The following is a 23,007-nucleotide window of genomic DNA, read 5'->3' as shown; positions in this document are numbered from 1 at the left end:
ATCAAATGAAAAACTTCCCGCTTGTTCGCTTTTTTAGTGTTTTGCTGGTGTTTTCCATGGTTTCGTGCCAGTTATTTCACCGGGGAGGGCAGTTGCCGGCGTACCACAATGGTATGGTGGTCACGGCACACCCGGAAGCATCGGCCGTTGGCCTGGAGATACTGAAAAATGGTGGTAATGCCGTGGATGCAGCGGTAGCAGTGCAATTTGCCCTCGCGGTAGTATACCCCAATGCCGGTAATATCGGCGGTGGTGGTTTCATGGTGTACAGGGGCGCCGATGGGTCTGTTGCTGCACTTGATTTTCGTGAAGCAGCCCCTGCAGCAGCCAGCAGGGATATGTACTTGGATACACAGGGTAACCCCATTACCGACCTGAGCCTTCGCGGGCAATTGGCATCAGGTATCCCTGGTTCGGTCGATGGCATGGTCAAAGCACATGAAAAGTACGGGAAACTGGACTGGAAATTACTCGTAGAGCCGGCTGTCCGGTTGGCTGAGCAAGGGTTTCCGGTTACGGCCCGCCAGGCAGCGGAACTCAATCACCGAAAAGCCGCATTGATGCAATACAACGCTGCCGGTACCGCACTTGTCCGGACAGGAGAGTGGCAGCCTGGAGATACACTCGTTCAGCGGGAACTGGCCCATACGCTGACATTGATCAGCCAGCGGGGCCGGGCGGGATTTTACGAAGGGGAGACGGCAGACCGGATCGTGGCGGAAATGGCGCGCGGCAACGGCATTATTTCCCATGCCGATTTAGCAAATTATCAGGCCAAATGGCGTGACCCGGTAGTGTCCACCTATCGTGGCCACCGTGTCATATCCATGCCACCGCCGTCAAGCGGAGGCATTGCACTGATTGCAATGCTGAAATCCGTAGAGGCTTTTCCTTTATCGGAATGGGGATTTCAACAGGATTCTACCATGCGGGTGATGATTGAGGCGGAGCGCCGGGTATATGCCGACCGGGCAACGCACCTCGGAGACCCTGATTTTTATCGCGTACCGCAGGCTATGCTTATTGATTCTACTTATAACGCCAATCGGATGCGCAACATGAATTTTGAACACGCATCGTTCAGCAGCGCGATTTATGCCGGACCTTTGCCCCCCGGCGAACACGAGGAAACCACTCATTTTTCCGTTGTGGACCATACTGGCAATGCGGTATCCATTACCACAACCATTAACGGCTCGTACGGCTCGTTCGTGGTGGTGGACGGCGCCGGTTTTTTACTAAATAACGAGATGGATGATTTTTCGGTGAAACCGGGAGTACCCAATATGTTCGGGTTGACGGGTGGTGCAGCCAACGCCATCGAACCGGGAAAACGGATGCTTAGTTCCATGACTCCAACCATTATCGAAAAAAACGGCAGCCTGTTCATGGTGGTTGGCACCCCGGGTGGCTCCACGATCATGACATCTGTATTCCAGACCGTGCTCAATGTCATCGATTTTAATATGAATGTACAGGAGGCCGTAACTGCCCCCCGGTTCCATCACCAATGGCTCCCGGATGAAGTGATGGCTGAACGCGATGCTGTCAGCAAGAAGGTCCGCCATATGCTCACCACAACGGGATATAAACTGGTGGACCGCAACAGTATCGGTCGTGTCGACGCAATTTTAGTGCAACCCGACGGTGGTTTACAGGGAGGCGCCGATCCGCGGGGCGATGATGTGGCCATGGGATATTGAATTTATTGATTTTACAAAAGATATGACGACAACGAAGGAAACGATAGCGGCGGACTACGGCAGTATACAGGATGGGATATGCCAGGGCCTGGAAGCGCTGGATGGCGTTTCGGTCTTTGAAGAGGAGGTCTGGCAGCGCGATGGCGGTGGTGGCGGACGCACGCGCATCATCCAGCAGGGGGACCTCATTGAACGCGGGGGCGTCAACTTCTCGGCGGTGCATGGCCGTTTACCAGAACCGGTAAAAAAGGCTTTCGGTGTGGATGAGGAAAACTTTTTTGCCACCGGCGTATCGATCGTTCTTCACCCCCGGAACCCGTTCGTGCCCATTATTCACATGAACATCCGGTACTTTGAGCTGAATGACACCATGCGGTGGTTTGGTGGCGGGATAGACCTTACCCCGCATTATATCGAACAGGCGGATGCCCGCTTCTTCCACCAGTCGCTGAAAGACGTGTGCGACCGCTCCAATGCCGCGTTTTACCCCGAGTTTAAAGCGCATGCAGACCGGTATTTCTTCATTCCGCACCGCCAGGAGACACGTGGTGTCGGCGGGATCTTTTACGATCGGCTTACCCCGGAGAAGACCGGGGAGTCCTGGGATCGTATTTTCGACTTCTCGCGTCACGTCGGAGAAGCGTTTGTACCCATTTATTCGGAATTGGCCAATCGGAACAGGAATCGGGTATTCACCCCGGAAAATGAACGCTGGCAACAGCTCCGGCGCGGCCGCTATGTAGAATTTAACCTGGTATATGATGCGGGTACCAAGTTCGGCCTCGAAACGAACGGCCGTATTGAATCCATTTTAATGAGTCTGCCCCCGCTCGCACAGTGGGCTTATAATTTTGAAGCGCCGAAAGGAAGTCCCGAAGCCGATACACTGGCATTGCTTAAACCGGGAATTGACTGGCTGGCGGAATAATATCATCCAGATAACTTAAGAAAAAACAATGGTTACATTCGACCGTTTTACACTGGCTAACGGGCTACGGGTGCTGGTACACGAAGATCCGGCTACTCCGATGGCCGCGGTCAATATATTGTACGATGTGGGCGCACGCGATGAAAATCCGGATAAAACCGGCTTTGCCCACCTGTTTGAACACCTGATGTTCGGCGGGTCCGTAAACATCCCGCATTTTGACGGTCCGCTGCAACGCGTCGGTGGCGAGAATAATGCGTTTACCAGCAACGACATCACCAATTATTACGTCACGCTACCGGCTGCCAACCTGGAAACGGCCTTCTGGCTGGAAAGCGATCGGATGCTTAGCCTGGCTTTCAGCGAAAAGAGCCTGGAGGTACAGCGACAGGTGGTATGCGAGGAATTTAAACAGCGGTATCTCAACCAGCCTTATGGTGATGTCTGGCTGCGCCTGCGGCCGCTGGCCTATACCACATACCCCTATAGCTGGGCAACGATCGGCAAAGAACTCGCCCACATCGAAGAGGCCAGCATGGACGATGTCCGGGCATTCTTTGAAAAACACTATACGCCCAATAACGCGATCATGGTCGTCGCCGGTCACGTGAAGACAGCAACGGTAAAAGCGCTCGCCGAGAAGTGGTTTGCACCCATTCCCGCAAAGCCAAAATACACAAGGCAGCTTCCGCAGGAACCCGAACAGCTGGAGTCACGCAGGGAAATTGTAGCGGCTGATGTGCCACTCAACAGCCTTTACATCGCTTTCCATGGTCCGGGCAGACAGGAAGCGGGCTATCATGCCATGGACCTGATCTCCGACTTGCTTTCCCAGGGACCCTCGTCCAGACTCTACCGGCGTCTGGTCAAAGAACAGGAACTTTTCAGCGAGCTAAATGCTTATCAGACGGGTAGCATTGGGCCTAATTTATTTGTAGTGGAAGGGAAACCGTTGCCTCATATTGACATGGAGGCAGCGGAAGTTGCGATCTGGACGGAACTGGAAGCACTCAAGCAGGAGCCCGTTGGTAATTATGAGCTGGATAAAGTGAAAAATAAAGTGGAATCCACGATGGTGTTTTCAGAAATGGCTATTTTGGACAAGGCCATGAACCTGGCTTATTTCGAGCTGCTGGGCGATGCCGCTGCGTTTAACCGGGAAACGGCGCAATACCTCGGGGTAACAGCCGAAGCGATCCAGCAGCAGGCCAAGCAGCTGTTTAGAAGAGAAAATTCGTCAACCTTAGTATACATTGCTACAAAAAATGCTGGATAGAAATCACCCCCCTGTTTCCCATCCGATTGCCGGATTTGACTTAATTGCCCCGCGTGAGCTGACTTTTAAGAATGGACTGAAGGTATTCATTTTTGACGCGGGTGAACAGGACGTCGTACGCATGGAATGGATATTTGACCATGTGTTTACGCAAACGGAAAACACGCTGCTGCATACCTGTGCCTGCGAGATGTTATTGGAAGGCACTGCAACGCACACCAGTAAGCAGATTGCGGAGACTGTTGACTTTTATGGGGCGTTTCTCGTTCCGCAGGTAGAGGCCGACCGGTCGACACTGAGTCTGTTTTCATTGAACAAGCATTTAAGCCAGTTGCTGCCGCTCGTCCGGGAGGTTCTTACCGGAGCTGTTTTTCCGGATCAGGAGTTAACAACTTATATCCGCAATAATAAACAGAAGCTGCAGGTTTCACTCCAGAAAAACAGTGTTGTTGCCCGTCGCTTATTCCATGCCGCTGTATTTGGTGAAAACCGATATGGAATTTCTGCTGAAATAAGTGATTACGACCATATTAATAGTAATGACCTTCGCTCTTTGTTTAAGGAACAATACCAGCCGTATAATTGCACTTTGCTGCTGTCGGGCAGGGTTACTGACGCGCTTATCACGCAGGTAGAGCAATTGTTCGGTGATGAATGGGTGCCGTCCGCACCGCAGCTGGAACCGCAACCGGGTCTGGTTTTCCCGTCGGAGAGTGCAGGCGCACTGCTGTTGGAAGAACGACAGGACGCGCTGCAGTCCGCCCTCCGTCTGGGGTACCGGTCCATCTCCCGCAGCCACCCCGAGTTCCCGGGATTACAGGTAGTCAACACACTGCTGGGCGGGTATTTCGGCTCCAGGCTGATGACTAACATCCGCGAAGACAAAGGATACACCTACAGTATCGGATCAGGACTTGTTTCGTTAAAATATGGTGCTTTTTTTACCATTGCAACGGAGGTCGGAACAGCGGTCACGGCCGCAACGCTTAGTGAGATTGAAAAGGAAATCCTGCGACTGAAAACGGAGTTGGTAAGCGAGGAGGAATTGTCGCTGGTGAAAAATTATTTGATGGGTTCCATGCTTGGAAGCCTGGAGAATGTATTTTCCCATGCCGATAAGTTCAAAAATGCGTATTTTTCCGGTTTAGGTCTGGGATACTACAGTTATTACGACGACGTTATCCGCCGGATTGATGCCGAAGAGGTGTGCAGATTAGCCAATAGCTACCTGGATTATGACCGCCTTACGAAAATAGTTGTAGGTAAAATGTAACGTATATGGGATACCGCAGCCTCCGGGAATGTGTTGATGATTTAGCACATCACGGGCACCTCGTCCGTATTAAAGAAGAAGTAGACCCTTATTTGGAGATGGCAGCTATACATATGCGTGTCTATGATGCCAAGGGGCCGGCACTGTTATTTGAAAACGTCAAGGGTAGCCCGTTTCCTGCGGTATCCAACCTGTTTGGCACCCTCGACCGCTCCCGATTTATGTTCCGGGATACACTGGAAAAGATTAAGGTGCTGGTCGACGTCAAGTCGGATCCCATGCAGGCCCTGCGCAATCCGTTCCGATATACCCATGTGGCGGCCACGGCGCTGGCAGCCCTTCCCTGGAAGAAGGGGAGCGGGGCACCCATCCGATACGGCACTACCCGCATCAGCCAGTTGCCGCAGGTGGTCAACTGGCCGATGGACGGTGGGCCGTTTATTACCATGCCCCAGGTTTACTCCGAAGACATTGACCATCCGGGTGTGATGGGCGCCAACCTGGGAATGTACCGCATCCAACTGGCCGGCAACGCTTACATACCCGACAAGGAAGTGGGCCTTCACTACCAATTGCACCGCGGTATCGGTGTCCATCAGAGCAAAGCCAATGAACTGGGGCGGCCCTTAAAAGTAAGCGTCTTTGTGGGCGGTCCACCGGCCCATGCACTTTCCGCGGTGATGCCGTTGCCCGAGGGATTGTCCGAATTAACCTTTGCCGGCGCATTGGGTAACAGGCGGTTCCGTTACTTTTATGACGATGCCGGCTTCTGTATTTCCGCCGACGCTGATTTTGTGATTACCGGCACGGTATATCCGGAAGATAATAAGCCGGAGGGACCCTTTGGCGATCACCTGGGATACTACAGCCTGGTACACCCGTTCCCAGTAATGCACGTACACCGGGTTTACCACCGCAAAAACCCCATCTGGTCGTTTACGGTAGTGGGTCGGCCGCCGCAGGAAGATACCAGCTTCGGTGCATTGATCCATGAAATAACAGGGTCCGCCATTCCCAAAGAGATCAACGGATTGCATGCCGTCCATGCGGTGGATGCGGCAGGGGTACACCCGCTGCTGTTTGCCATTGGAAGCGAGCGGTATACACCATATTTGCGGACGGAACGTCCACAGGAAGTACTGACCATTGCCAACCAGGTGCTGGGGAAGAATCAGCTGAGCCTCGCGAAGTACTTGTTTATTGCTGCCCATCAGGACGATCCCCGGTTGGACATCCATGATGTCCCCGCGTTTTTTACGCATATGCTGGAACGTATTGATTTGGAACGCGACCTGCATTTTCATACACAGACCACCATCGATACGCTTGATTATTCGGGTAGCGACCTTAACGCCGGTTCCAAAGTGGTATTTGCCGCCGTGGGCCCTAAAAAACGAGCGCTGTCACCGGCACTTCCTCCGGGCGTTATGCTCCCCAGGCCATTCAGCGCATATAAGCCGGTGATGCCGGGCATTATTGCCGTGGAAGCACCAGCATTTACCGACGGGCAGACGGAAGCTGATCGTGTGGAGGCCTGGTGCCGTGCCATGGCCGACCTGGATTTCTCCGGCATACAGCTGCTGGTACTTTGTGACGACGCCGGTTTTACTGCGGCGAACATGGATAATTTTGTGTGGATTACATTTACAAGGAGCAATCCTTCACACGATATTTACGGTGTCAACAGCTTTACCAGACACAAACACTGGGGATGCAGCGGCCCGCTGATCATTGACGCACGGAAGAAACCGCACCATGCACCGGAGCTGATAAAAGTACCGGAAATCGAAAAACGGGTGGATGCCCTTGCGGTTAAGGGTGGACCGCTGCACGGGATTATTGACTAATAGATAATCGTTTATCCTTTATATCTGAACCATTTAATCAACTCTTTGTAGCTTGCCTTTTTGCCGTACATCAAGATGCCGATACGGTAAATACGGGCGGCAATCCAGGTGGTCAGTACAAATCCGCCGGCAAGCAGCGCGAACGACAGGACGAGCTGCCAGGTGGGGACACCGAAGGGAATACGTACCAGCATCGCAATGGGTGATGTCAGCGGAATCATGCTGAGCCAGAACGACAGCGGTCCGTTGGGATCATTTACCAATACGCCGAACGAGAGAATATAGGCAAACAGCAGCGGCAACGTGATCGGAAAAGTAAACTGCTGGGTTTCGGTTTCACTGTCCACCGCCGAGCCCACCGCCGCAAACAATGCACTGTACAGTAGGTATCCGCCAAAAAAGTACAGGAGGAACCCGATGATAATTTCCTGGAAATTCACGGTATTCAGCGCCTGCATCACGTCGCCGTAGGCAGCCGGTTTACCACCGGAAGGCATCTGCTCCTGTGTGGCGGCTACCTGTTCAATCGTCATGTCGTCCATGATGGCCATACGGGCACCGCCCATCAGCGTAGCCGACAGAATGATCCAAAGGATAAACTGGGTAAGCCCGACAAGGCCGATACCGATAATTTTGCCCATCATCAGCTGAAAAGGCTTTACCGATGAGATAATCACTTCAATGATCCGGTTGTTTTTTTCCTCGATGACACCCCGCATCACCTGCGTGCCATATAAAAACAGGCAGATATATACCACAATGGACAGCGTCATGGCGATGCCGACGGTGGCTTCCGCGCTGCTTTGCTTTTCACCTTCAGGGGTTAATTCCCGTGCTTCAATCGTAACGGACGGTCGGATGGCCTCTACGGTCCGGCGGTCAATTCCCGCTTTTTCAAAAGCGATATCGCGGAGGACCCCCTCCAGCTGGCCGCTGATGGTTTTCTGGGTCCCGACATTGGCCATTTCCGACGATAGTAATTCTACCCGCGATGTTTCGGTTATGTTTTCGGGGATAATCAGCAGTAGTTTCTTTTCGGCGCCCCGAATACCGGCCCTGGCATCGGAAACATTGCCGGATGTTTCCACAAACGTAATGGTTTCCGTATCATGCAGCTTCCCCTCAAACAGGCCGCTTTGATCGATAACCTGTACTGTAGCTTGGTTGCTTTCGAAGCTCTTAACCGCAAGCAAAATCGCAATTGCATAAACCGCAATCAGAAAAATCGGAACCAGGAAGGTGATCAGCAGAAATGATTTCTTTTTTACGCGACTCAGGTATTCACGCCGGATGATGAGTAGTATCTTGTTCATTGGTTGGTTTCAATTGCAGTGGACGGCTTCTTTTGGGTTACCTTGTCAACAAAAATGTCATGTATACTCGGTACAATTTCCTTCAGTTCGTGAAGTTGTACCAGTGGGATAAGGTAAGTGAGCACATCGTTAATAGTCCGTCCACCGGCGATATTAATGGTCAGCACCGTGCGGTCCTCCACCGTTTCCCGGCTGCTGACGGAAAACAGGTCGTCCACTCCCGTAACCGGTTTGTCGCGGGAAAAGTATTCCACGCGGTAAGTATTCGTCCGATAGGTATCTTTAATGGCCTTTACCTTTCCGTCCAGTATTTTCTTTGATTTGTTGATCAGGATGATGCTGTCGCATAGCTCTTCAACGGATTCCATCCGGTGAGTGGAAAAGATAATGGTTGCTCCATTACGGTTCAATGCGAGGATTTCCTCCTTAATGATGTTTGCATTGACGGGGTCGAATCCGGAAAACGGCTCGTCAAGAATAATTAAGTCCGGCTGGTGTACCACGGTAGCAACAAACTGCACTTTTTGCTGCATCCCCTTGCTGAGATCTTCTATCTTTTTATTCCACCAGCTTTGCATCTCCATCTTCTCAAACCAATGCTTGATCCGCTCGACGGCTTCCTGCCGCCGGAGGCCTTTTAGTTGGGCAAGATAACACATCTGTTCGCCGATTTCCATTTTCTTATACAGTCCGCGTTCCTCGGGCAGGTAGCCAATCCGGCCGATGTGTTTGGGTCCCAGCCGTTCGCCATCCATGTAAACTTCGCCGCTATCGGGAGCGGTAATCTGGTTAATAATACGGATCAACGAGGTCTTACCCGCACCGTTCGGACCCAGCAGCCCGAAAATACTGCCTTTCGCGATATGTGTGGAGATATTATCCAGCGCCAGGTGATTGGCATATTGTTTTACGATGTTTCTGATTTCCAGCATGTGTGTTCCGTGGGCTTACCTGTCATTGGATACAAAGATGTCGTTTTTGTTACGAATAAGCCTTTAATTCTTTAACATTTTTTAACAGCCGCGCGGTTAAACTTTTCCGGATAAACAAGCTCTTACAGGTAAGCGAATATAACGAATGGCCAAACAGGCACTGTCCGTTTACATGCATCCCGGGAAATGCCATAACGGCAGAAATATCCCGGCCGGAAAGACAAATTGTTTAATTGTTTATAGTTTTTGGTTTAAGTTTGATGATGAACGTCCGGTCTGCCTTTGGCGGCCGGGCGTTTTTAGTTATGTTTGCGGTGCATCAAACTCGACGCCATGCAACAGATCAGCGTTATCGGCTCGGGGACCATGGGTAACGGTATTGCCCACGTCTTCGCACAGTATGGATTCCAGGTTTCCCTGGTCGATACGGATGCAGGTGCGTTGGAGCGGGCGTTAGTCACCATTGCCGGCAACCTGGATAGGCAATCCGGCGCTGGAGTCATTACCGGAGCAGCTAAGCAGGCTATCCTCGATCGTATCTCACCCCATGCCAGCTTGGGGCCGGGTGTACGGGAAGCCGATCTGGTTGTGGAGGCCATCACGGAAAACGAGGCAGTTAAACTCCGGGCATTCCGGCAGCTTGATCAGCTGGCCCCGCAACACGCCATTCTGGCCACCAATACGTCATCCATTTCCATCACCCATATCGCGGCCGCCACGCAACGGCCGGATAAAGTAGTGGGCATGCATTTTATGAACCCCGTGCCTGTAATGAAGCTGGTTGAAGTGATCCGCGGAAAAGCCACAGCCGGATCTACCATGCAAACAGTAGTGGCGCTGGCCAGGCAGCTGGAAAAAGTTCCGGTAGAAGTAAATGATACGCCCGGTTTTGTGGCCAACCGCGTGCTGATGCCCATGATTAATGAGGCAATCTTTGCGTTACACGAAGGTGTTGCAACAGCGGAGTCGATTGATACCGTGATGAAACTGGGTATGGCCCATCCCATGGGGCCGCTGCAGCTGGCCGATTTTATCGGACTGGATGTATGCCTGTCCATTCTGAATGTGCTGCATGAGGGGCTTGGTACGCCGAAATATGCACCCTGCCCACTGTTGGTTGATCTGGTTGCTGCGGGGAAACTGGGAAAAAAAACAGGTAGTGGGTTTTATAATTATTGAGCTATTGATTCATTTGTTGAATACCATTTAATCAGCTACGATGTCTTTACTTTTTCAACCGATAACGATCCGGTCGATTACCGCCAGAAACCGGCTGGCCGTTTCGCCAATGTGCCAGTATTCCAGTGTCGACGGTTTTGCCAATCACTGGCACCTGATCCATCTGGGTAGCCGGGCGGTGGGTGGCGCGGGAATTGTCTTCACCGAGGCCACGGCCGTTTCGCCCGAAGGACGGATTTCACCCGATGACCTGGGGATATGGAAAGACGCGCATATTGCCGGGCTGGCGCAGGTGGCCGAAGCTATCAAAAGCAATGGCGCTGTGGCGGGGATACAGCTGGCCCATGCTGGCCGCAAAGCAAGCCATAGCAGTCCGTGGAACGGTAACCGGCTCCTGACCAGTGCCGAAGCCGGATGGCAGACACTGGCGCCAAGCGCAGTCGCTTACCGGGAGGGGATGCCGTTGCCCGCGGCGATGGATGTCTCCCAGATCCGGCAGTTGATTGCCGATTTCGGAAATGCCGCCCGGCGGGCCGTGGAAGCCGGTTTCCAGGTGTTCGAAATCCATGCCGCACATGGTTATTTATTGAATGAATTTCTTTCGCCGCTGAGCAATTTCCGCGACGATGAATATGGGGGTTCTTTTGAAAACCGCATCCGCCTGCTGCTGCAGACGGTGGGGGAGGTCCGGCGGGTTATCCCGGAGCTATTACCCCTTTTTGTGCGGATATCCACAACAGAATGGACAGCAGGTGGGTGGGATGAATCGGACTCCATAAAGCTTGCCGTCCGGCTAAAAGAACAGGGCGTTGACCTGATCGATTGCTCCTCGGGTGGGAATTCGCCCCATCAGCAGATTGTAACGGCCCCGCTGTACCAAGTGCCGTATGCCACCAGTATCAGGCAGGCCGCCGGTATCTTAACCGGGGCTGTGGGATTGATCACACGCGCGGACGAAGCAGAGGATATCCTCCGTGGGGAGCAGGCAGACCTGGTTTTCATGGGACGTCAGTTGCTGCGGGATCCATATTTTCCGCTGCACGCCGCAAAACAACTGGGAGCCAATATACCGTGGCCGGTACAATATGAACGAGCCAGGCCATAAGCAGAAATACAAATGGGAAAAAGTAAATACAATAAATTCGAAGAATTAATTCTTCATGAAGATGACAATCTGATTGTGATCAATAAACCGCCATTCCTGGCCTCACTGGATGAACGTGAGGGGGAGGGACTGAGTGTACATCGCCAGGCTAAGCAGTACTACGCTGAAGCCCAGGTTTGTCACCGGCTCGATAAGGAAACGTCAGGTTTGCTGCTTATTGCAAAAAATCCGGAAACCTACCGTGCGGTATCCATCGAATTTGAGCGTCGGCGGGTCGCCAAGACCTATCATGCCGTCATCGAGGGCACGCATATATTTGAAGACCTGCTGGTCGACCTGCCCATCCTGAATATGGGAAATAAAAACGTGACGATCGACCGTGCAAACGGTAAACGGGCAGAAACTTATTTTAAATCGCTTCGCTACTTTAAGCATTATACATTGGTAGAGTGCCGTCCCATTACCGGCCGCATGCACCAGATACGGATCCACCTGGCTACCCAGCGGGCCTCCATTGCCGGCGATGAGCTGTACAAGGGCAAGCCTGTCTTTCTTTCGCAGATTAAAAAGCGGGGATTTACCATGGGTAAGGGACGTGAAGAAGAACCGATTATGAAGCGATTTGCGCTTCATGCACGCGAGCTACGGTTTGCACTTGGGGAAAAGCAGTATCACTTTGAAGCGCCGTACCCGAAAGATTTTGCTGCCCTGCTCAAGCAGCTCGAAAAATACGACGATTAACTGTCGGTGCGCCGAACCAGCCGGTGCACCGCTTTTTAGAAAAGCTTGCCGTGCGGACCGCGTACCTGAAGTCCGAGCAACTGATTCAGTTTATCAATAAAATAGCGGGCCAGCAGGGGAGACTCCACCTCCAGGTTTTGGTGAACAAAGAAATAAAGGGATTTCAGCCCCCCGTCATGCCACTCCTTGATGCGGGCAAGCCAGTCATCCAGTCGTCGGTAATCGCTGGAGTGATTGGCGCCGACATACCGGACAAAAGCGGCGGGGGCGGTGAGCTGCATGTGCAGCATATCGCGCCGCCCGGCGGTATCTACGATAACGGCCGTACGGTGCTCTTCACGAAGCAGGTCATATAGTGCCTGGCTTACCCCGGCATCGTTAAACCACTCCGCATTCCGTACCTCCACAGCCAGTGGAATGGCCTTCGGGTATTGTTTTATAAACGTTGCCAAGCGGTCAAAGTCCTTGGGTTTGTAATTATCATGCAGCTGAAGAAAACTCATGCCCAGTTTCTCTTCAAATAGACTGATGGCATCACAGAAAGCCGTTACTTTTTCCCCTACATTGAGGAGACGGCTATAATGGCTGATGGATTGCGGTATTTTTGGAAAAAACTTAAAATCCCCGGGCGTCTTGTTTTTCCACACTTCCACCTGGTGTTTGTCGGGCGAATTATAAAACGTAGCGTTTAACTCGATGCAGTTGAACTGGGTGGCATAATAAACCAGTTCGTCTTTCGTTCCCCGTGGATAAAAGCCTTTGAGATCCTGTTTATTCCACTTGGCACAGCCGACGTACACTTCGAAATCGGTCCCCTCTTTTTTGAGGACTTTCCAACTATCGGGGTGAGTCGGGGGCAGGGAGAAATCAACCGCTTCGGGGTCAGCTACGCTTCCAAATTTCATAACGCTGTTTTATTACAAAAGCGATTAACTGTTAGCAACACGCGTCAGTTGCCTGATTGCTAACAGTTAACCGTTAAGACTTAGTGCTTAAAATGCCGTACACCTGTAACAACCATGGCTACTCCTTTACGGTTGGCCATGTCCACGGACTCCTTGTCGCGGATGGACCCGCCTGGTTGCAGGACTGCCGTAATGCCCGCCTCGGCCGCAATTTCCACACAGTCGGAAAACGGAAAGAACGCATCGGAGGCCATCACGGCGCCGTTCAGGTCAAAACCAAACGACTGGGCCTTCAGGATAGCCTGCCGCAGGGCGTCCACACGTGAAGTCTGGCCGACACCGCTTGCCGAAAGCTGCCCGTCTTTAGCCAGTACGATGGTATTAGACTTGGTATGTTTTACGATTTTATTGGCAAAATAGAGGTCGCTGAGTTCGTGATCCGTTGGTTGCTTATCCGTTACGGAGTTCATCTGGGCAGGCCCCTCGATCACCAGATCTTTATCCTGCTCAATGACGCCATTCAGCAGCGTCTTAAACAACTTGGTTGGCAGTGTTACCGCTTTCCGTTTTAGCAGGATCCTATTTTTCTTGCTGGTAAGCGTATTAAGCGCCCCGGCGCTGTAGTCCGGCGCAATAAGTACTTCAAAAAATAGCTTGTTGATTTCTTCCGCGGTAGCATCGTCCACCTGCCGATTACAGATGATTACCCCGCCGAAAGCCGATACCGGGTCACAGGCCAGCGCGTCGTTCCACGCCGTAAGCAGATCCCCGCGCGAGGCCACCCCGCATGCGTTCGTATGTTTCAGTACGGCAACTGTGGGTTCGTCAAACTCGTCGATCAGTGCCACCGCCGCATCAATATCAACCAGGTTATTATAGGATAACTCTTTTCCGTTCAGCTTCTCAAACATAGTGTCCAGTGCACCATAAAAAACACCCCGCTGATGCGGGTTTTCACCGTATCGGAGTACCTGCGCCTGCTGTTCGCTTTGCTTGAATACCGGCAGTGGCTCCGTCGCGTTGAAGTAATTGAAAATGGCCGTATCGTAATGCGACGACACGTTGAACGCCCGTTTAGCAAAGGTTTTCCGATGCTCCAGCAGTGTATGCCCTCCGTTTTCCGTTAAAATATCCTGAAGCAGCTGATAATCATTCCGCGATGAAACGATCACCACATCGTTGTAATTCTTGGCCGCTGCGCGGATAAGCGAGATGCCGCCGATGTCTATTTTTTCGATGATTTCCTGTTCACCTGCTCCAGAAGCCACAGTTTCTTCGAAAGGGTAGAGGTCGACGATCACCAGGTCGATTTCTGGGATTTCGTATTCCTGCAGCTGCCGTCCGTCGGCTTCCAGGGGCCGGCGCGACAGGATCCCGCCAAAGACCTTGGGGTGCAGGGTTTTTACCCGGCCGCCCAATATGGACGGGTAACCCGTGAGATCTTCCACCGGGACAACCTCATGGCCGAGTTCGCGGATGAAGGTTTCCGTGCCTCCGGTGGAATAGAACGTAACACCTTGTTTATTTAACAGTTCGATTAATGGGGCGAGTCCGTCTTTATAGTAAACGGATATCAATGCGTTTTTGATTTTTACGGGGTGGCTCATTTGCTATTTAGCGCTTTTGTTTATGAGCAGCAAAGATAAGAAAAATCCCCGTGCATTCTCCCGGCACGGGGATCTGATGACAAATCAATGCTCCCGGCCGTTAATCAATCGCTTAAGCCGAGCAGTTGCTTTGCTTCGGCGTAACTCACCCGGTTCCAGTCGATATCCGAAGCCGGGCGCATGCCGGTTAGCGTAACGCCCGCAGGTATCAGTACATAGCGGAACTCATTCCCCCGGACACCTGAATAATCATACTCGGTGAGTGCCGAACCATCGGTGCTCCTTATCCGGATATTGATGGCATTGAGGGTGGAAACCGCAAAAGAGCCGCCCGACCAGGTGTACTCGACATTGGAATAGGAATAAGGCTGTTGAATTTATTTCGTAGTCAATCCAACTGGAAGAGACCACGTTGGCCGTACCGCGCTCACTTACATTTGTAAAAAAGGGACAAAATGAAAAAACAGGGGAATTACAATCCATAATTACCCGGGCAAATAACATGTCTTGGGAGACAGCACCCGTCCGTCGCTTACATTTTCTTCAGCAGGTTTTCCACAACTTTGGGATAATGCTGGTGTTCCAGCTGCTGCCCTTTAAATTTGATGACCTCTAGGCTGTCCTCCGGTTCGATCCTGAACCGGGCCTGGTAAATCACTTCGCCTTCATCGAAGTTTTCGTTGACAAAATGGATGCTGATGCCCGATTCCGCTTCGCCGGCATCCAGCACCGCCTGGTGCACGCGGTCGCCGTACATTCCCTTTCCTCCGTAGGCCGGAAGCAGGGCAGGGTGGATGTTGATGATTTTATTCGGGTATTTTTGCAGGAGGTTCTGGGGCACAAGCCACAGAAAGCCTGCTAACACGATGAGATCGATATTCAGCTTACCCAGCAACTGGACAATTTCATCTGTGTGGAAGAACTCATGCCGATCAAAAATGTGGGTAGGTACTTCAAAATTATCAGCCCGTTGCAACACATACGCTTCCGGGTTGTTGCTCAGAACCAGGGCTATTTCGGCCTGGTCGTGATACCTGAAATATTCCATCAGTTTTTGGGCGTTCGATCCGGAGCCGGAAGCAAAAATAGCGATTCGTTTCTTCACGTGATATAAATTAGTAGTTGGTACGGGGTTGCCACCCAAATTTACATTATTTTTTTTGATGCATTAAATGCTGGGCAAAAATAGCATATTTGCAGGCAATATCATTATCTTAGCACCGATTAACGCCTGAACCTGCTGTAATATAACGATAATTCCCGACTATTGCCTGTGTGTTTTTGTATTAAAATCATGACATTACATGGCGTGTTTTGTTGATATTATTTCTTTATATCTCCTATTTTTTTGAAAAAATCGTTAAAAAAATAATATTTTGTTGCAAATGTCAATATTTTATTTGTTACTTTTGCATCATTATAGCTATATTAACATTTAACGTTTTTATCTATGTGTGGAATTATTGGTGCTTTTGACCTGAAAGGTAAGTCAGAAGAATTGCGCCCCCAAGTGCTCAAGATGTCGAAAAAGATTCGTCATCGCGGGCCGGATTGGTCGGGGATATATAGCTCGGAAAAAGCTATTTTAGCGCATGAACGTTTAGCGATTGTTGATCCAAAATCCGGCCGTCAGCCGTTGTTTAGTGCCAACGGTAATACGGTATTGGCGGTCAATGGGGAAATATATAATCACCAACAGTTGCGGAATCAGCTGACAGACTATGCATTTTCCACACAGTGTGACAGCGAAGTAATATTGGCACTGTACGAAAAGAAAGGCCCCCAATTTATTGAAGAGCTTAACGGCATATTTGGGTTTGCCCTCTACGATATTGAACAGGATACGTTTTTAATAGCACGCGACCATATTGGCATTATTCCGCTGTATATGGGATGGGACGATGCCGGCACGTTTTACGTTGCGTCTGAACTTAAGTCACTCGAAGGCTATTGCAAACGCATTGAAACGTTTCCTCCGGGACATTATATTTACAGTAAAGAAGGACTGACACCGCAACGGTGGTACAGCCGCGACTGGGAAAGCTATGCGAATGTCGAAAACAACGTTTCGGACATTGACGTACTTCGCAAAGGACTGGAAGACGCGGTACACCGGCAGATGATGTCTGACGTACCTTATGGCGTACTGCTTTCCGGCGGACTGGACTCGTCGGTCATTGCGGCGGTCACGAAGAAATTTGCAGCCAAACGGATTGAATCTGACGACCAGGAAACCGCCTGGTATCCGCAACTGCATTCATTTGCCGTGGGATTGAAAGGTTCACCGGATTTGATCGCCGCCAAGCGCGCTGCCGATCATATCGGTACCATACACCACGAAATCAATTTCACCATCCAGGAAGGACTGGATGCAGTGCGGGACGTAATTTACCATTTGGAAACCTATGACGTAACTACGATCCGCGCTTCAACTCCGATGTACCTGCTTGCGCGTGTAATTAAATCCATGGGAATTAAAATGGTGCTTTCGGGAGAAGGCTCGGATGAGCTGTTTGGCGGGTACCTGTATTTTCATAAGGCACCCAATGCGAAGGAATTCCACGAAGAAACCGTACGCAAACTGGGTAAACTGTACTTGTACGACTGCCTCCGCGCCAATAAATCATTGGCCGCCTGGGGTGTGGAAGGACGTGTCCCGTTCCTGGATAAGGAATTTATCGATATTGCCATGCGGCTGAACCCTGAAGATAAAATGATCAGGGACGGCAGGATGGAAAAATGGATTGTACGGAAGGCCTTTGAGAACTATCTTCCCGAAAGTATTGCCTGGAGGCAGAAAGAACAGTTTTCAGACGGTGTAGGTTACAACTGGATTGATACACTCAAGGAACAGGCAGCGCAGAAGGTAAGTGACGGAGAGCTGGCCAAAGCCGCCGAGCGTTTCCCGATCAACCCACCACAGAACAAGGAGGAATACCTGTACCGCTCGATTTTTGCGGAGCACTTTCCCTCGGATGCAGCGGCACTGACGGTACCTTCCGTTAAATCGGTCGCATGCAGCACCCCCGAGGCGCTGGCCTGGGATGCTTCATTCCAGAACCTAAACGATCCGTCCGGACGGGCCGTAGCTGCGGTGCATAACGAAAGTTACGAGAAATCCAAAGCAGTAGCGCTGTAAGCCGTTTACTGACGAATCAGAAACATAGAAAAGGCCGGGTGCATCATACACCCGGCCTTTTTTGTGAAATGTCTTTTGGCGGTGACTAACCGGCTGTCCGTTATCCGTCGCCAGCCAACGGACGGATCGCCGCCGCTAAAGCGGCCTGATCCAGATGTTCCGGAAGCTGACGGGGTTGCCATGGTCCTGCAGGGCGATTGGGCCCGGGCCATGCGCTTTGTATTTGGGTATCCCGATATATTCCGTTGTGCCATCGAGTTCCACGTTATTTTGCACCAAAACCCCATTATGGATCACGGTAACCCGGGCTTTGCTCACTAAAATACCGTCGGCATTGAATCGCGGCGCTGTCCAGATAATGTCATACGTCTGCCACTCGCCCGGTGCCTTTGTTGCGTTTACCAGCGGAATCCGCTGTTTATAGATGCTGGCCGCCTGTCCGTTGGAGTAGGTGCGGTTATCGTAACTGTCGAGCACCTGTACCTCATACCGCCCCTGCATAAATACGCCGCTGTTGCCGCGCCCCTGGCTTTCCCCGACAATTTCCGTAGGCGACTTCCATTCCAGATGCAGCTGATAGTCGGTAAATTCCTGCTTGGTCTGGATGCCGCCTTTGCCTTTTACTACCGTAAATGCGCCGGCTGACACCGTCCATCCGGCCGGCGACGAACCGTCATTGCTGCTGACCCACTGGTCTAATGAGGTGCCGTCGAACAGGACTATGGCGTCCGATGGTGCCCGGTCGGCATATGTGGTCACCATGCGTGGTTCAGGGTCCCAGATCTCCGTTTCTTCAGGTTTCATTTTCGTTTGCTGCGCAAAAGCGGAAAGTGTCAGCGAAGCTGCAATCCCGGTTGTTATGACTGATTTGATATGCATAGTATAATGTGTAATTTGTTGTCTTTTCTGTGGTTTCGGCCGGCTGATGCCTTCCTGTCCTTTCCGTTACCCGAAAGCATTAAATCCGGTAATATCCATGCCGGTGATTAATAAATGGATGTCGTGCGTACCCTCGTATGTGACGACCGATTCCAGGTTCATCATGTGCCGCATGATCGGATAATCACCCGTGATACCCATTGCGCCGAGTACCTGGCGCGCTTCCCGTGCCACCTGAAGTGCGGTCGCCACACTATTGCGTTTGGCCATCGAAATCTGTGCCGGTGTGGCCCGGTCTTCGTTTTTGAGTAAGGCCAGCCGCCATACGAGCAGTTGGCCCTTCGTGATCTCGGTCAGCATCTCCGCTAATTTCTTCTGCTGCAGCTGGAAGCTTCCGATGGGCCTGCCGAATTGCTGCCGTTCTTTGGCATAACGGACAGCCGTGTCATAACAGTCCATCGCTGCGCCGAGGGCACCCCAGGCGATGCCATACCGTGCCTGGTTCAGGCAGCTTAGCGGGCCGCGCATCCCGGTAATACCCGGTAAGATGTTGGTCTTTGGGACGCGTACCTGGTCGAACACGAGTTCGCCGGTAGCTGATGCCCGGAGGCTCCATTTGTTATGTGTTTCGGGTGTGCTGAATCCTTCCATACCGCGTTCAACGATGAGCCCCTGAACCTGACCATCCGGGTTTTTAGCCCATACGATGGCAATATCGGCAAATGGTGCATTCGATATCCACATTTTGGATCCGTTTAGGATCACGTGGTCGCCTGCGTCATCAAAATGAGTCAGCATCCCGGCCGGATCGGATCCGTGATTGGGCTCGGTAAGTCCGAAGCAGCCCATAAGCGCGCCGCTCGCCAGTCTGGGCAGGTAGATGGCCTTCTGCTCCTCGCTGCCGTAGGTGTAAATGGGATACATCACCAACGACCCCTGTACGGAAGCGGTGGAACGAATGCCGGAATCGCCACGTTCGAGTTCCTGCATCATCAGACCATAGGCAAGGTAATCAAGCCCCCCGCCGCCGTGTTCCTGCGGAATGGTCGGGCCGAACAGCCCGAGTTCCGCCATCCCGGGAAGCAACTGGCGGGGAAATTCGGCACGCTGGGCGTAATCTTCGATGATAGGTAGGAGTGCCCTGTTTACCCACTGCCTTACGCTGTCGCGGATAAGCCGGTATTCCTCGCCAATGAGTTCGTCCAGCAGATAATAATCAGGTGGTTGGTATTGGCTCATGATTCATCAGGTTTACCATCTGTCTGACAAGTATACAGATAATTTTCCGTATCAGGTTCGGCACTGGTTTATTATTGCACCGGGCCTGCTTCGTTGCCCGTCCGGAATCCGGCCGCGGTACCTGCAGGACGAAAGCACGTTTTGTCGATAAAGACGTGGACTCACCGTGCACTCACCGTGGACAGATGGTGCACTCATTTCGAAGCAGGTGCAAACCAGTAACGGGCAAACTCCGGATGATGTAAAGCTGGGAATACCCACTTTTGGGTATTTTTCATTATCTTGCCTCGAGAATACCTAATATCAACTAAATCTACTGATCATGGACGAATTTTTACCAGCTGATTTCGATTGCAGCATGGCGGTGCGGCAGGAAATCATACGTAAACTTAAGGCGCTTGAAGCGGTGGCCGACGAGCTGCCGGTCTATATCATTCACGATGTGCGCCATTTCTCGGTGATGTATATGTGTCCACGTGGTTTGCAGCTGCTGGGGGTTTCCCTGGAGGATGTCCGGCGGCTGGGATCGGAGTATTATACCCGGTTCTTCAATCCCGATGATGTGGCCTTTTACCTGCCCAAGTTCATGGAACTGCTGCAGAATCCCGACCCGCCAAAGTGGTTTTCTTTTTTTCAGCAGGTTACCACGGGAAAAGGAAACGGGTTTGAATGGTATTTGAGTGCTTCCAGGCCATTTGTGTTCGATGAAGAAGGGAAACCGATTCTTTCACTCACTTTTGCGTTGCAGCTTGACCCGAATCACCATCTCGCCGAGAAGGCGGAACGCCTGATGGAGGAAAACCTGCTGCTTAAAAACAACTATCAGCGGTTTGCTTCATTAACCAAACGCGAGAAAGAGCTGCTGCAATACATTGCCCTGGGACAGAAGACAGCCGAGATCAGCGGCCGCATCCACATTTCAGAAAAAACCATGCACACGCACCGGCGGAATATCAAGCGTAAAATCGGCGCCAAGACGCATTATGACATCATCAAATTTGCGCAGGCATTTAACATGGTGTAAAAAATCAGTAGGTTTGCTGTATGGAACAGCTTCAGCAACGAGTGACACTCCGCGATTTGCGGTTTTATGCTTTTCATGGTTACTATCCCGAGGAACAGGTGCTGGGTAATGAATTTATCGTCGAGGTGGAAGCGGTGTTTGACCGTTCCGCCGGTACCGCGGAAACACTGGACGCCACGGTGGATTACGAAGTGGTATACCGTATGGTGCAGGAAGAAATGGCCCTTTCCCGGAAGTTGCTCGAAACCGTGGCCGAGGCGATCCTGGACCGGGTCCGGGCACATTATGCCTTTGTTCACGAGGTGCGGGTAAAGCTCATTAAAAACCATCCGCCTTTTGGCGGCGACCGGGCCGGGGCCGCAGTGGAACTGATCTGGAAACGTTAAACACAGGTATTCCGATGGCATACCAGGAAATTTCAGCGACCGTCTTAAACGAAATCCGCGCGATCCTGCCCGAACGGCTTATCGTTACGCCTTCCGCCGACCTCGAACCGTATTGCCACGATCAGACCGAAGACCTGCGGTTTGCGCCGGAACTGGTGGTGCTTCCCGAAACGGTTGAGCAGGTGGCTGCCCTGCTGAAGCTATGCCATGCCCAGTGCATTCCCGTTACGCCACGGGGCGCGGGTACAGGCCTGAGCGGGGGAAGCCTGGCTGTTCATGGAGGCCTGATGATTTCCATGGAAAGGATGAACCGGATTATCTCAATCGACACGGATAACCTGCAGGCCTATGTAGAGCCGGGGGTGATTACCGGAGTGCTGCAGCAGGCGGTTGCCGAAAAAGGATTGTTATATCCGATCGATCCCGCCAGCAAAGGCTCGTGCCAGATCGGCGGAAACATTGCGCATGGCAGCGGGGGGCCTCGGGTGGTAAAATACGGGACCATCCGCGAATATGTGCTCAACCTCCAGGTGGTGCTGCCATCCGGCGACGTGATATGGACAGGGGCCAATACGATCAAATATGCTTCCGGTTATAATCTTACCCAATTGTTTATCGGTTCGGAGGGTACCCTGGGCATTGTTACCGGAGCGGTACTGAAATTAGTGCCCCGGCCAAAGCAAACGATGCTGATGCTGGCATCGTTTCCGACCAATGAAGCTGCGTGCAGGACGGTATCGGCGATTTTCCAGGCTGGCCAGACGCCTTCGGCACTCGAATTCATGGAACGCCGGGCAGTGGAGTGGGTCAGCCAATACGAAGGGATAACTGTAGACATGCCGCCCGATGCGCAGGCAATACTGTTGATTGAAGTGGACGGGGACCGGACGGATGAACTGTTTTTGCAGTGCGAGCAGATCAATGCGGTGCTGGATGCGCACGGATGCCTGGATACGCTGCTGGCTGATACAGCATCACACCAGGAAACACTCTGGAATATGCGGCGCCGTATCGGACCGTCGGTTAAATCAAACAGCGTATATAAAGAAGAGGATACCGTGGTGCCCCGTGCCAGGCTTCCCGAACTGATTGCCGGAATCAAGGCCATTGGTGCGACTTATGGATTTGAGTCGGTCTGCTATGGCCATGCCGGCGACGGCAATCTGCATGTGAATATCATTAAAGGTGCAATGAATGATCACGACTGGCACCATCGGCTGAAGGACGGTATCCGGGAAATTTTCACATTGGCTGTTTCGCTGGGCGGCACCCTCTCCGGCGAGCACGGCATCGGCTGGGTGCAGCGCGAATATATGCTCATTAAATACAACGAACTCCAGTTGTCGCTGATGCGTGGTATCAAACAGGTCTTTGATCCTCACGGCATCATGAATCCGGGAAAAATATACCAATAAATGACTTTATGTCACTTTTAAATCCATAATAATGACAGAATGTCTTTGTTTTCCGCATTATTATCGAGTGGAATACCATTTGAAGACGGGATGTTAGCGTTATTTATTTAAAAGGA

Annotated in this window: 19 protein-coding genes; 12 read left to right on the top strand and 7 right to left on the bottom strand. The window is 51.7% G+C overall.

Translation table 11 applies throughout. From position 1 onward, the window contains the following. Positions 1-5 precede the first annotated feature (5 nt). From ggt to NEV57_RS02390, 5 genes are read left to right on the top strand one after another with little or no spacing between them, the layout of a single operon-like run. Positions 6-1,703: a gamma-glutamyltransferase gene (gene ggt / locus NEV57_RS02410; protein ID WP_257656686.1), complete on the top strand. Its 1,698-nt coding sequence runs from the start codon at positions 6-8 to the stop codon at positions 1,701-1,703. Positions 1,704-1,725: 22 nt separating this feature from the next. Continuing rightward, on the top strand, positions 1,726-2,631 hold the full coding sequence (gene hemF, locus NEV57_RS02405) for an oxygen-dependent coproporphyrinogen oxidase (protein WP_257656685.1): 906 nt from the start codon (positions 1,726-1,728) through the stop codon (positions 2,629-2,631). Positions 2,632-2,659: 28 nt separating this feature from the next. Further along, positions 2,660-3,907 carry a M16 family metallopeptidase gene (locus tag NEV57_RS02400; RefSeq protein ID WP_257656684.1) on the top strand — a complete coding sequence of 416 codons (1,248 nt, stop codon included), beginning with the start codon at positions 2,660-2,662 and terminating at the stop codon, positions 3,905-3,907. Next, complete coding sequence (locus NEV57_RS02395; protein ID WP_257656683.1) at positions 3,897-5,180, top strand: M16 family metallopeptidase; 1,284 nt, start codon at positions 3,897-3,899, stop codon at positions 5,178-5,180. The genes NEV57_RS02400 and NEV57_RS02395 overlap by 11 nt, the downstream gene beginning before the upstream one ends. A 5-nt stretch (positions 5,181-5,185) precedes the next feature. Next, positions 5,186-7,027 carry a UbiD family decarboxylase gene (locus NEV57_RS02390; protein ID WP_257656682.1) on the top strand — a complete coding sequence of 614 codons (1,842 nt, stop codon included), beginning with the start codon at positions 5,186-5,188 and terminating at the stop codon, positions 7,025-7,027. Positions 7,028-7,038: 11 nt separating this feature from the next. Here NEV57_RS02390 and NEV57_RS02385 read toward each other — a convergent pair whose 3' ends face one another. Together NEV57_RS02385 and NEV57_RS02380 are read right to left on the bottom strand one after the other, a co-directional pair. After that, positions 7,039-8,340 carry an ABC transporter permease gene (locus NEV57_RS02385; protein ID WP_257656681.1) on the bottom strand — a complete coding sequence of 434 codons (1,302 nt, stop codon included), beginning with the start codon at positions 8,338-8,340 and terminating at the stop codon, positions 7,039-7,041. Then, positions 8,337-9,272, bottom strand: a complete 936-nt coding sequence (locus NEV57_RS02380; protein ID WP_257656680.1) for an ABC transporter ATP-binding protein — start codon at positions 9,270-9,272, stop codon at positions 8,337-8,339. The genes NEV57_RS02385 and NEV57_RS02380 overlap by 4 nt, the downstream gene beginning before the upstream one ends. Positions 9,273-9,605: 333 nt before the next feature. On the opposite strand from NEV57_RS02380, the gene NEV57_RS02375 reads away from it, so the two are divergent. The 3 genes from NEV57_RS02375 to NEV57_RS02365 are packed head-to-tail and all read left to right on the top strand — an operon-like array spanning position 9,606 to position 12,297. Further along, positions 9,606-10,451, top strand: coding sequence for a 3-hydroxyacyl-CoA dehydrogenase NAD-binding domain-containing protein (locus NEV57_RS02375; RefSeq protein WP_257656679.1), 846 nt, complete (start codon positions 9,606-9,608; stop codon positions 10,449-10,451). 40 nt (positions 10,452-10,491) lie between these two features. Further along, positions 10,492-11,556: an NADH:flavin oxidoreductase/NADH oxidase gene (locus tag NEV57_RS02370; protein ID WP_257656678.1), complete on the top strand. Its 1,065-nt coding sequence runs from the start codon at positions 10,492-10,494 to the stop codon at positions 11,554-11,556. Between the two features lie 12 nt (positions 11,557-11,568). Then, positions 11,569-12,297, top strand: a complete 729-nt coding sequence (locus NEV57_RS02365; protein WP_257656677.1) for an RluA family pseudouridine synthase — start codon at positions 11,569-11,571, stop codon at positions 12,295-12,297. Between the two features lie 35 nt (positions 12,298-12,332). Here NEV57_RS02365 and NEV57_RS02360 read toward each other — a convergent pair whose 3' ends face one another. The 3 genes from NEV57_RS02360 to purN form a co-directional block, all read right to left on the bottom strand. Then, positions 12,333-13,202, bottom strand: coding sequence for a DUF72 domain-containing protein (locus NEV57_RS02360; RefSeq protein WP_257656676.1), 870 nt, complete (start codon positions 13,200-13,202; stop codon positions 12,333-12,335). 80 nt (positions 13,203-13,282) lie between these two features. Continuing rightward, positions 13,283-14,809: a bifunctional phosphoribosylaminoimidazolecarboxamide formyltransferase/IMP cyclohydrolase gene (purH, locus tag NEV57_RS02355; RefSeq protein ID WP_257656675.1), complete on the bottom strand. Its 1,527-nt coding sequence runs from the start codon at positions 14,807-14,809 to the stop codon at positions 13,283-13,285. Positions 14,810-15,341: 532 nt separating this feature from the next. Beyond that, on the bottom strand, positions 15,342-15,914 hold the full coding sequence (gene purN, locus NEV57_RS02350; protein WP_257656674.1) for a phosphoribosylglycinamide formyltransferase: 573 nt from the start codon (positions 15,912-15,914) through the stop codon (positions 15,342-15,344). A gap of 345 nt (positions 15,915-16,259) precedes the next feature. Here purN and asnB point away from each other — a divergent pair, with 345 nt between their 5' ends. Continuing rightward, complete coding sequence (gene asnB, locus NEV57_RS02345) at positions 16,260-17,948, top strand: asparagine synthase B (RefSeq protein ID WP_257656673.1); 1,689 nt, start codon at positions 16,260-16,262, stop codon at positions 17,946-17,948. A gap of 135 nt (positions 17,949-18,083) precedes the next feature. Here asnB and NEV57_RS02340 read toward each other — a convergent pair whose 3' ends face one another. Together NEV57_RS02340 and NEV57_RS02335 are read right to left on the bottom strand one after the other, a co-directional pair. Then, positions 18,084-18,827, bottom strand: coding sequence for a 3-keto-disaccharide hydrolase (locus NEV57_RS02340; protein WP_257656672.1), 744 nt, complete (start codon positions 18,825-18,827; stop codon positions 18,084-18,086). 66 nt (positions 18,828-18,893) lie between these two features. After that, a complete protein-coding gene (locus NEV57_RS02335) occupies positions 18,894-20,066 on the bottom strand; it encodes an acyl-CoA dehydrogenase family protein (RefSeq protein WP_257656671.1) in 1,173 nt (390 codons plus the stop codon). Between the two features lie 322 nt (positions 20,067-20,388). Between NEV57_RS02335 and NEV57_RS02330 the strand changes: the two genes are divergently transcribed. The 3 genes from NEV57_RS02330 to NEV57_RS02320 are packed head-to-tail and all read left to right on the top strand — an operon-like array spanning position 20,389 to position 22,891. After that, positions 20,389-21,090 (top strand): helix-turn-helix transcriptional regulator, encoded by a 702-nt coding sequence (locus NEV57_RS02330; protein ID WP_257656670.1) that lies wholly within the window; start codon positions 20,389-20,391, stop codon positions 21,088-21,090. 20 nt (positions 21,091-21,110) lie between these two features. Next, positions 21,111-21,476 carry a dihydroneopterin aldolase gene (folB, locus tag NEV57_RS02325; protein ID WP_257656669.1) on the top strand — a complete coding sequence of 122 codons (366 nt, stop codon included), beginning with the start codon at positions 21,111-21,113 and terminating at the stop codon, positions 21,474-21,476. Between the two features lie 14 nt (positions 21,477-21,490). Then, complete coding sequence (locus tag NEV57_RS02320; protein WP_257656668.1) at positions 21,491-22,891, top strand: FAD-binding oxidoreductase; 1,401 nt, start codon at positions 21,491-21,493, stop codon at positions 22,889-22,891. Positions 22,892-23,007 lie beyond the last annotated feature (116 nt).

It is taken from the genome of Parapedobacter lycopersici (assembly GCF_024643285.1).
Taxonomy (GTDB): Bacteria; Bacteroidota; Bacteroidia; order Sphingobacteriales; family Sphingobacteriaceae; genus Parapedobacter; species Parapedobacter lycopersici.
Note: the sequence above shows the minus strand (reverse complement) of the source record. Positions and strands in the feature narration are given on the sequence as shown.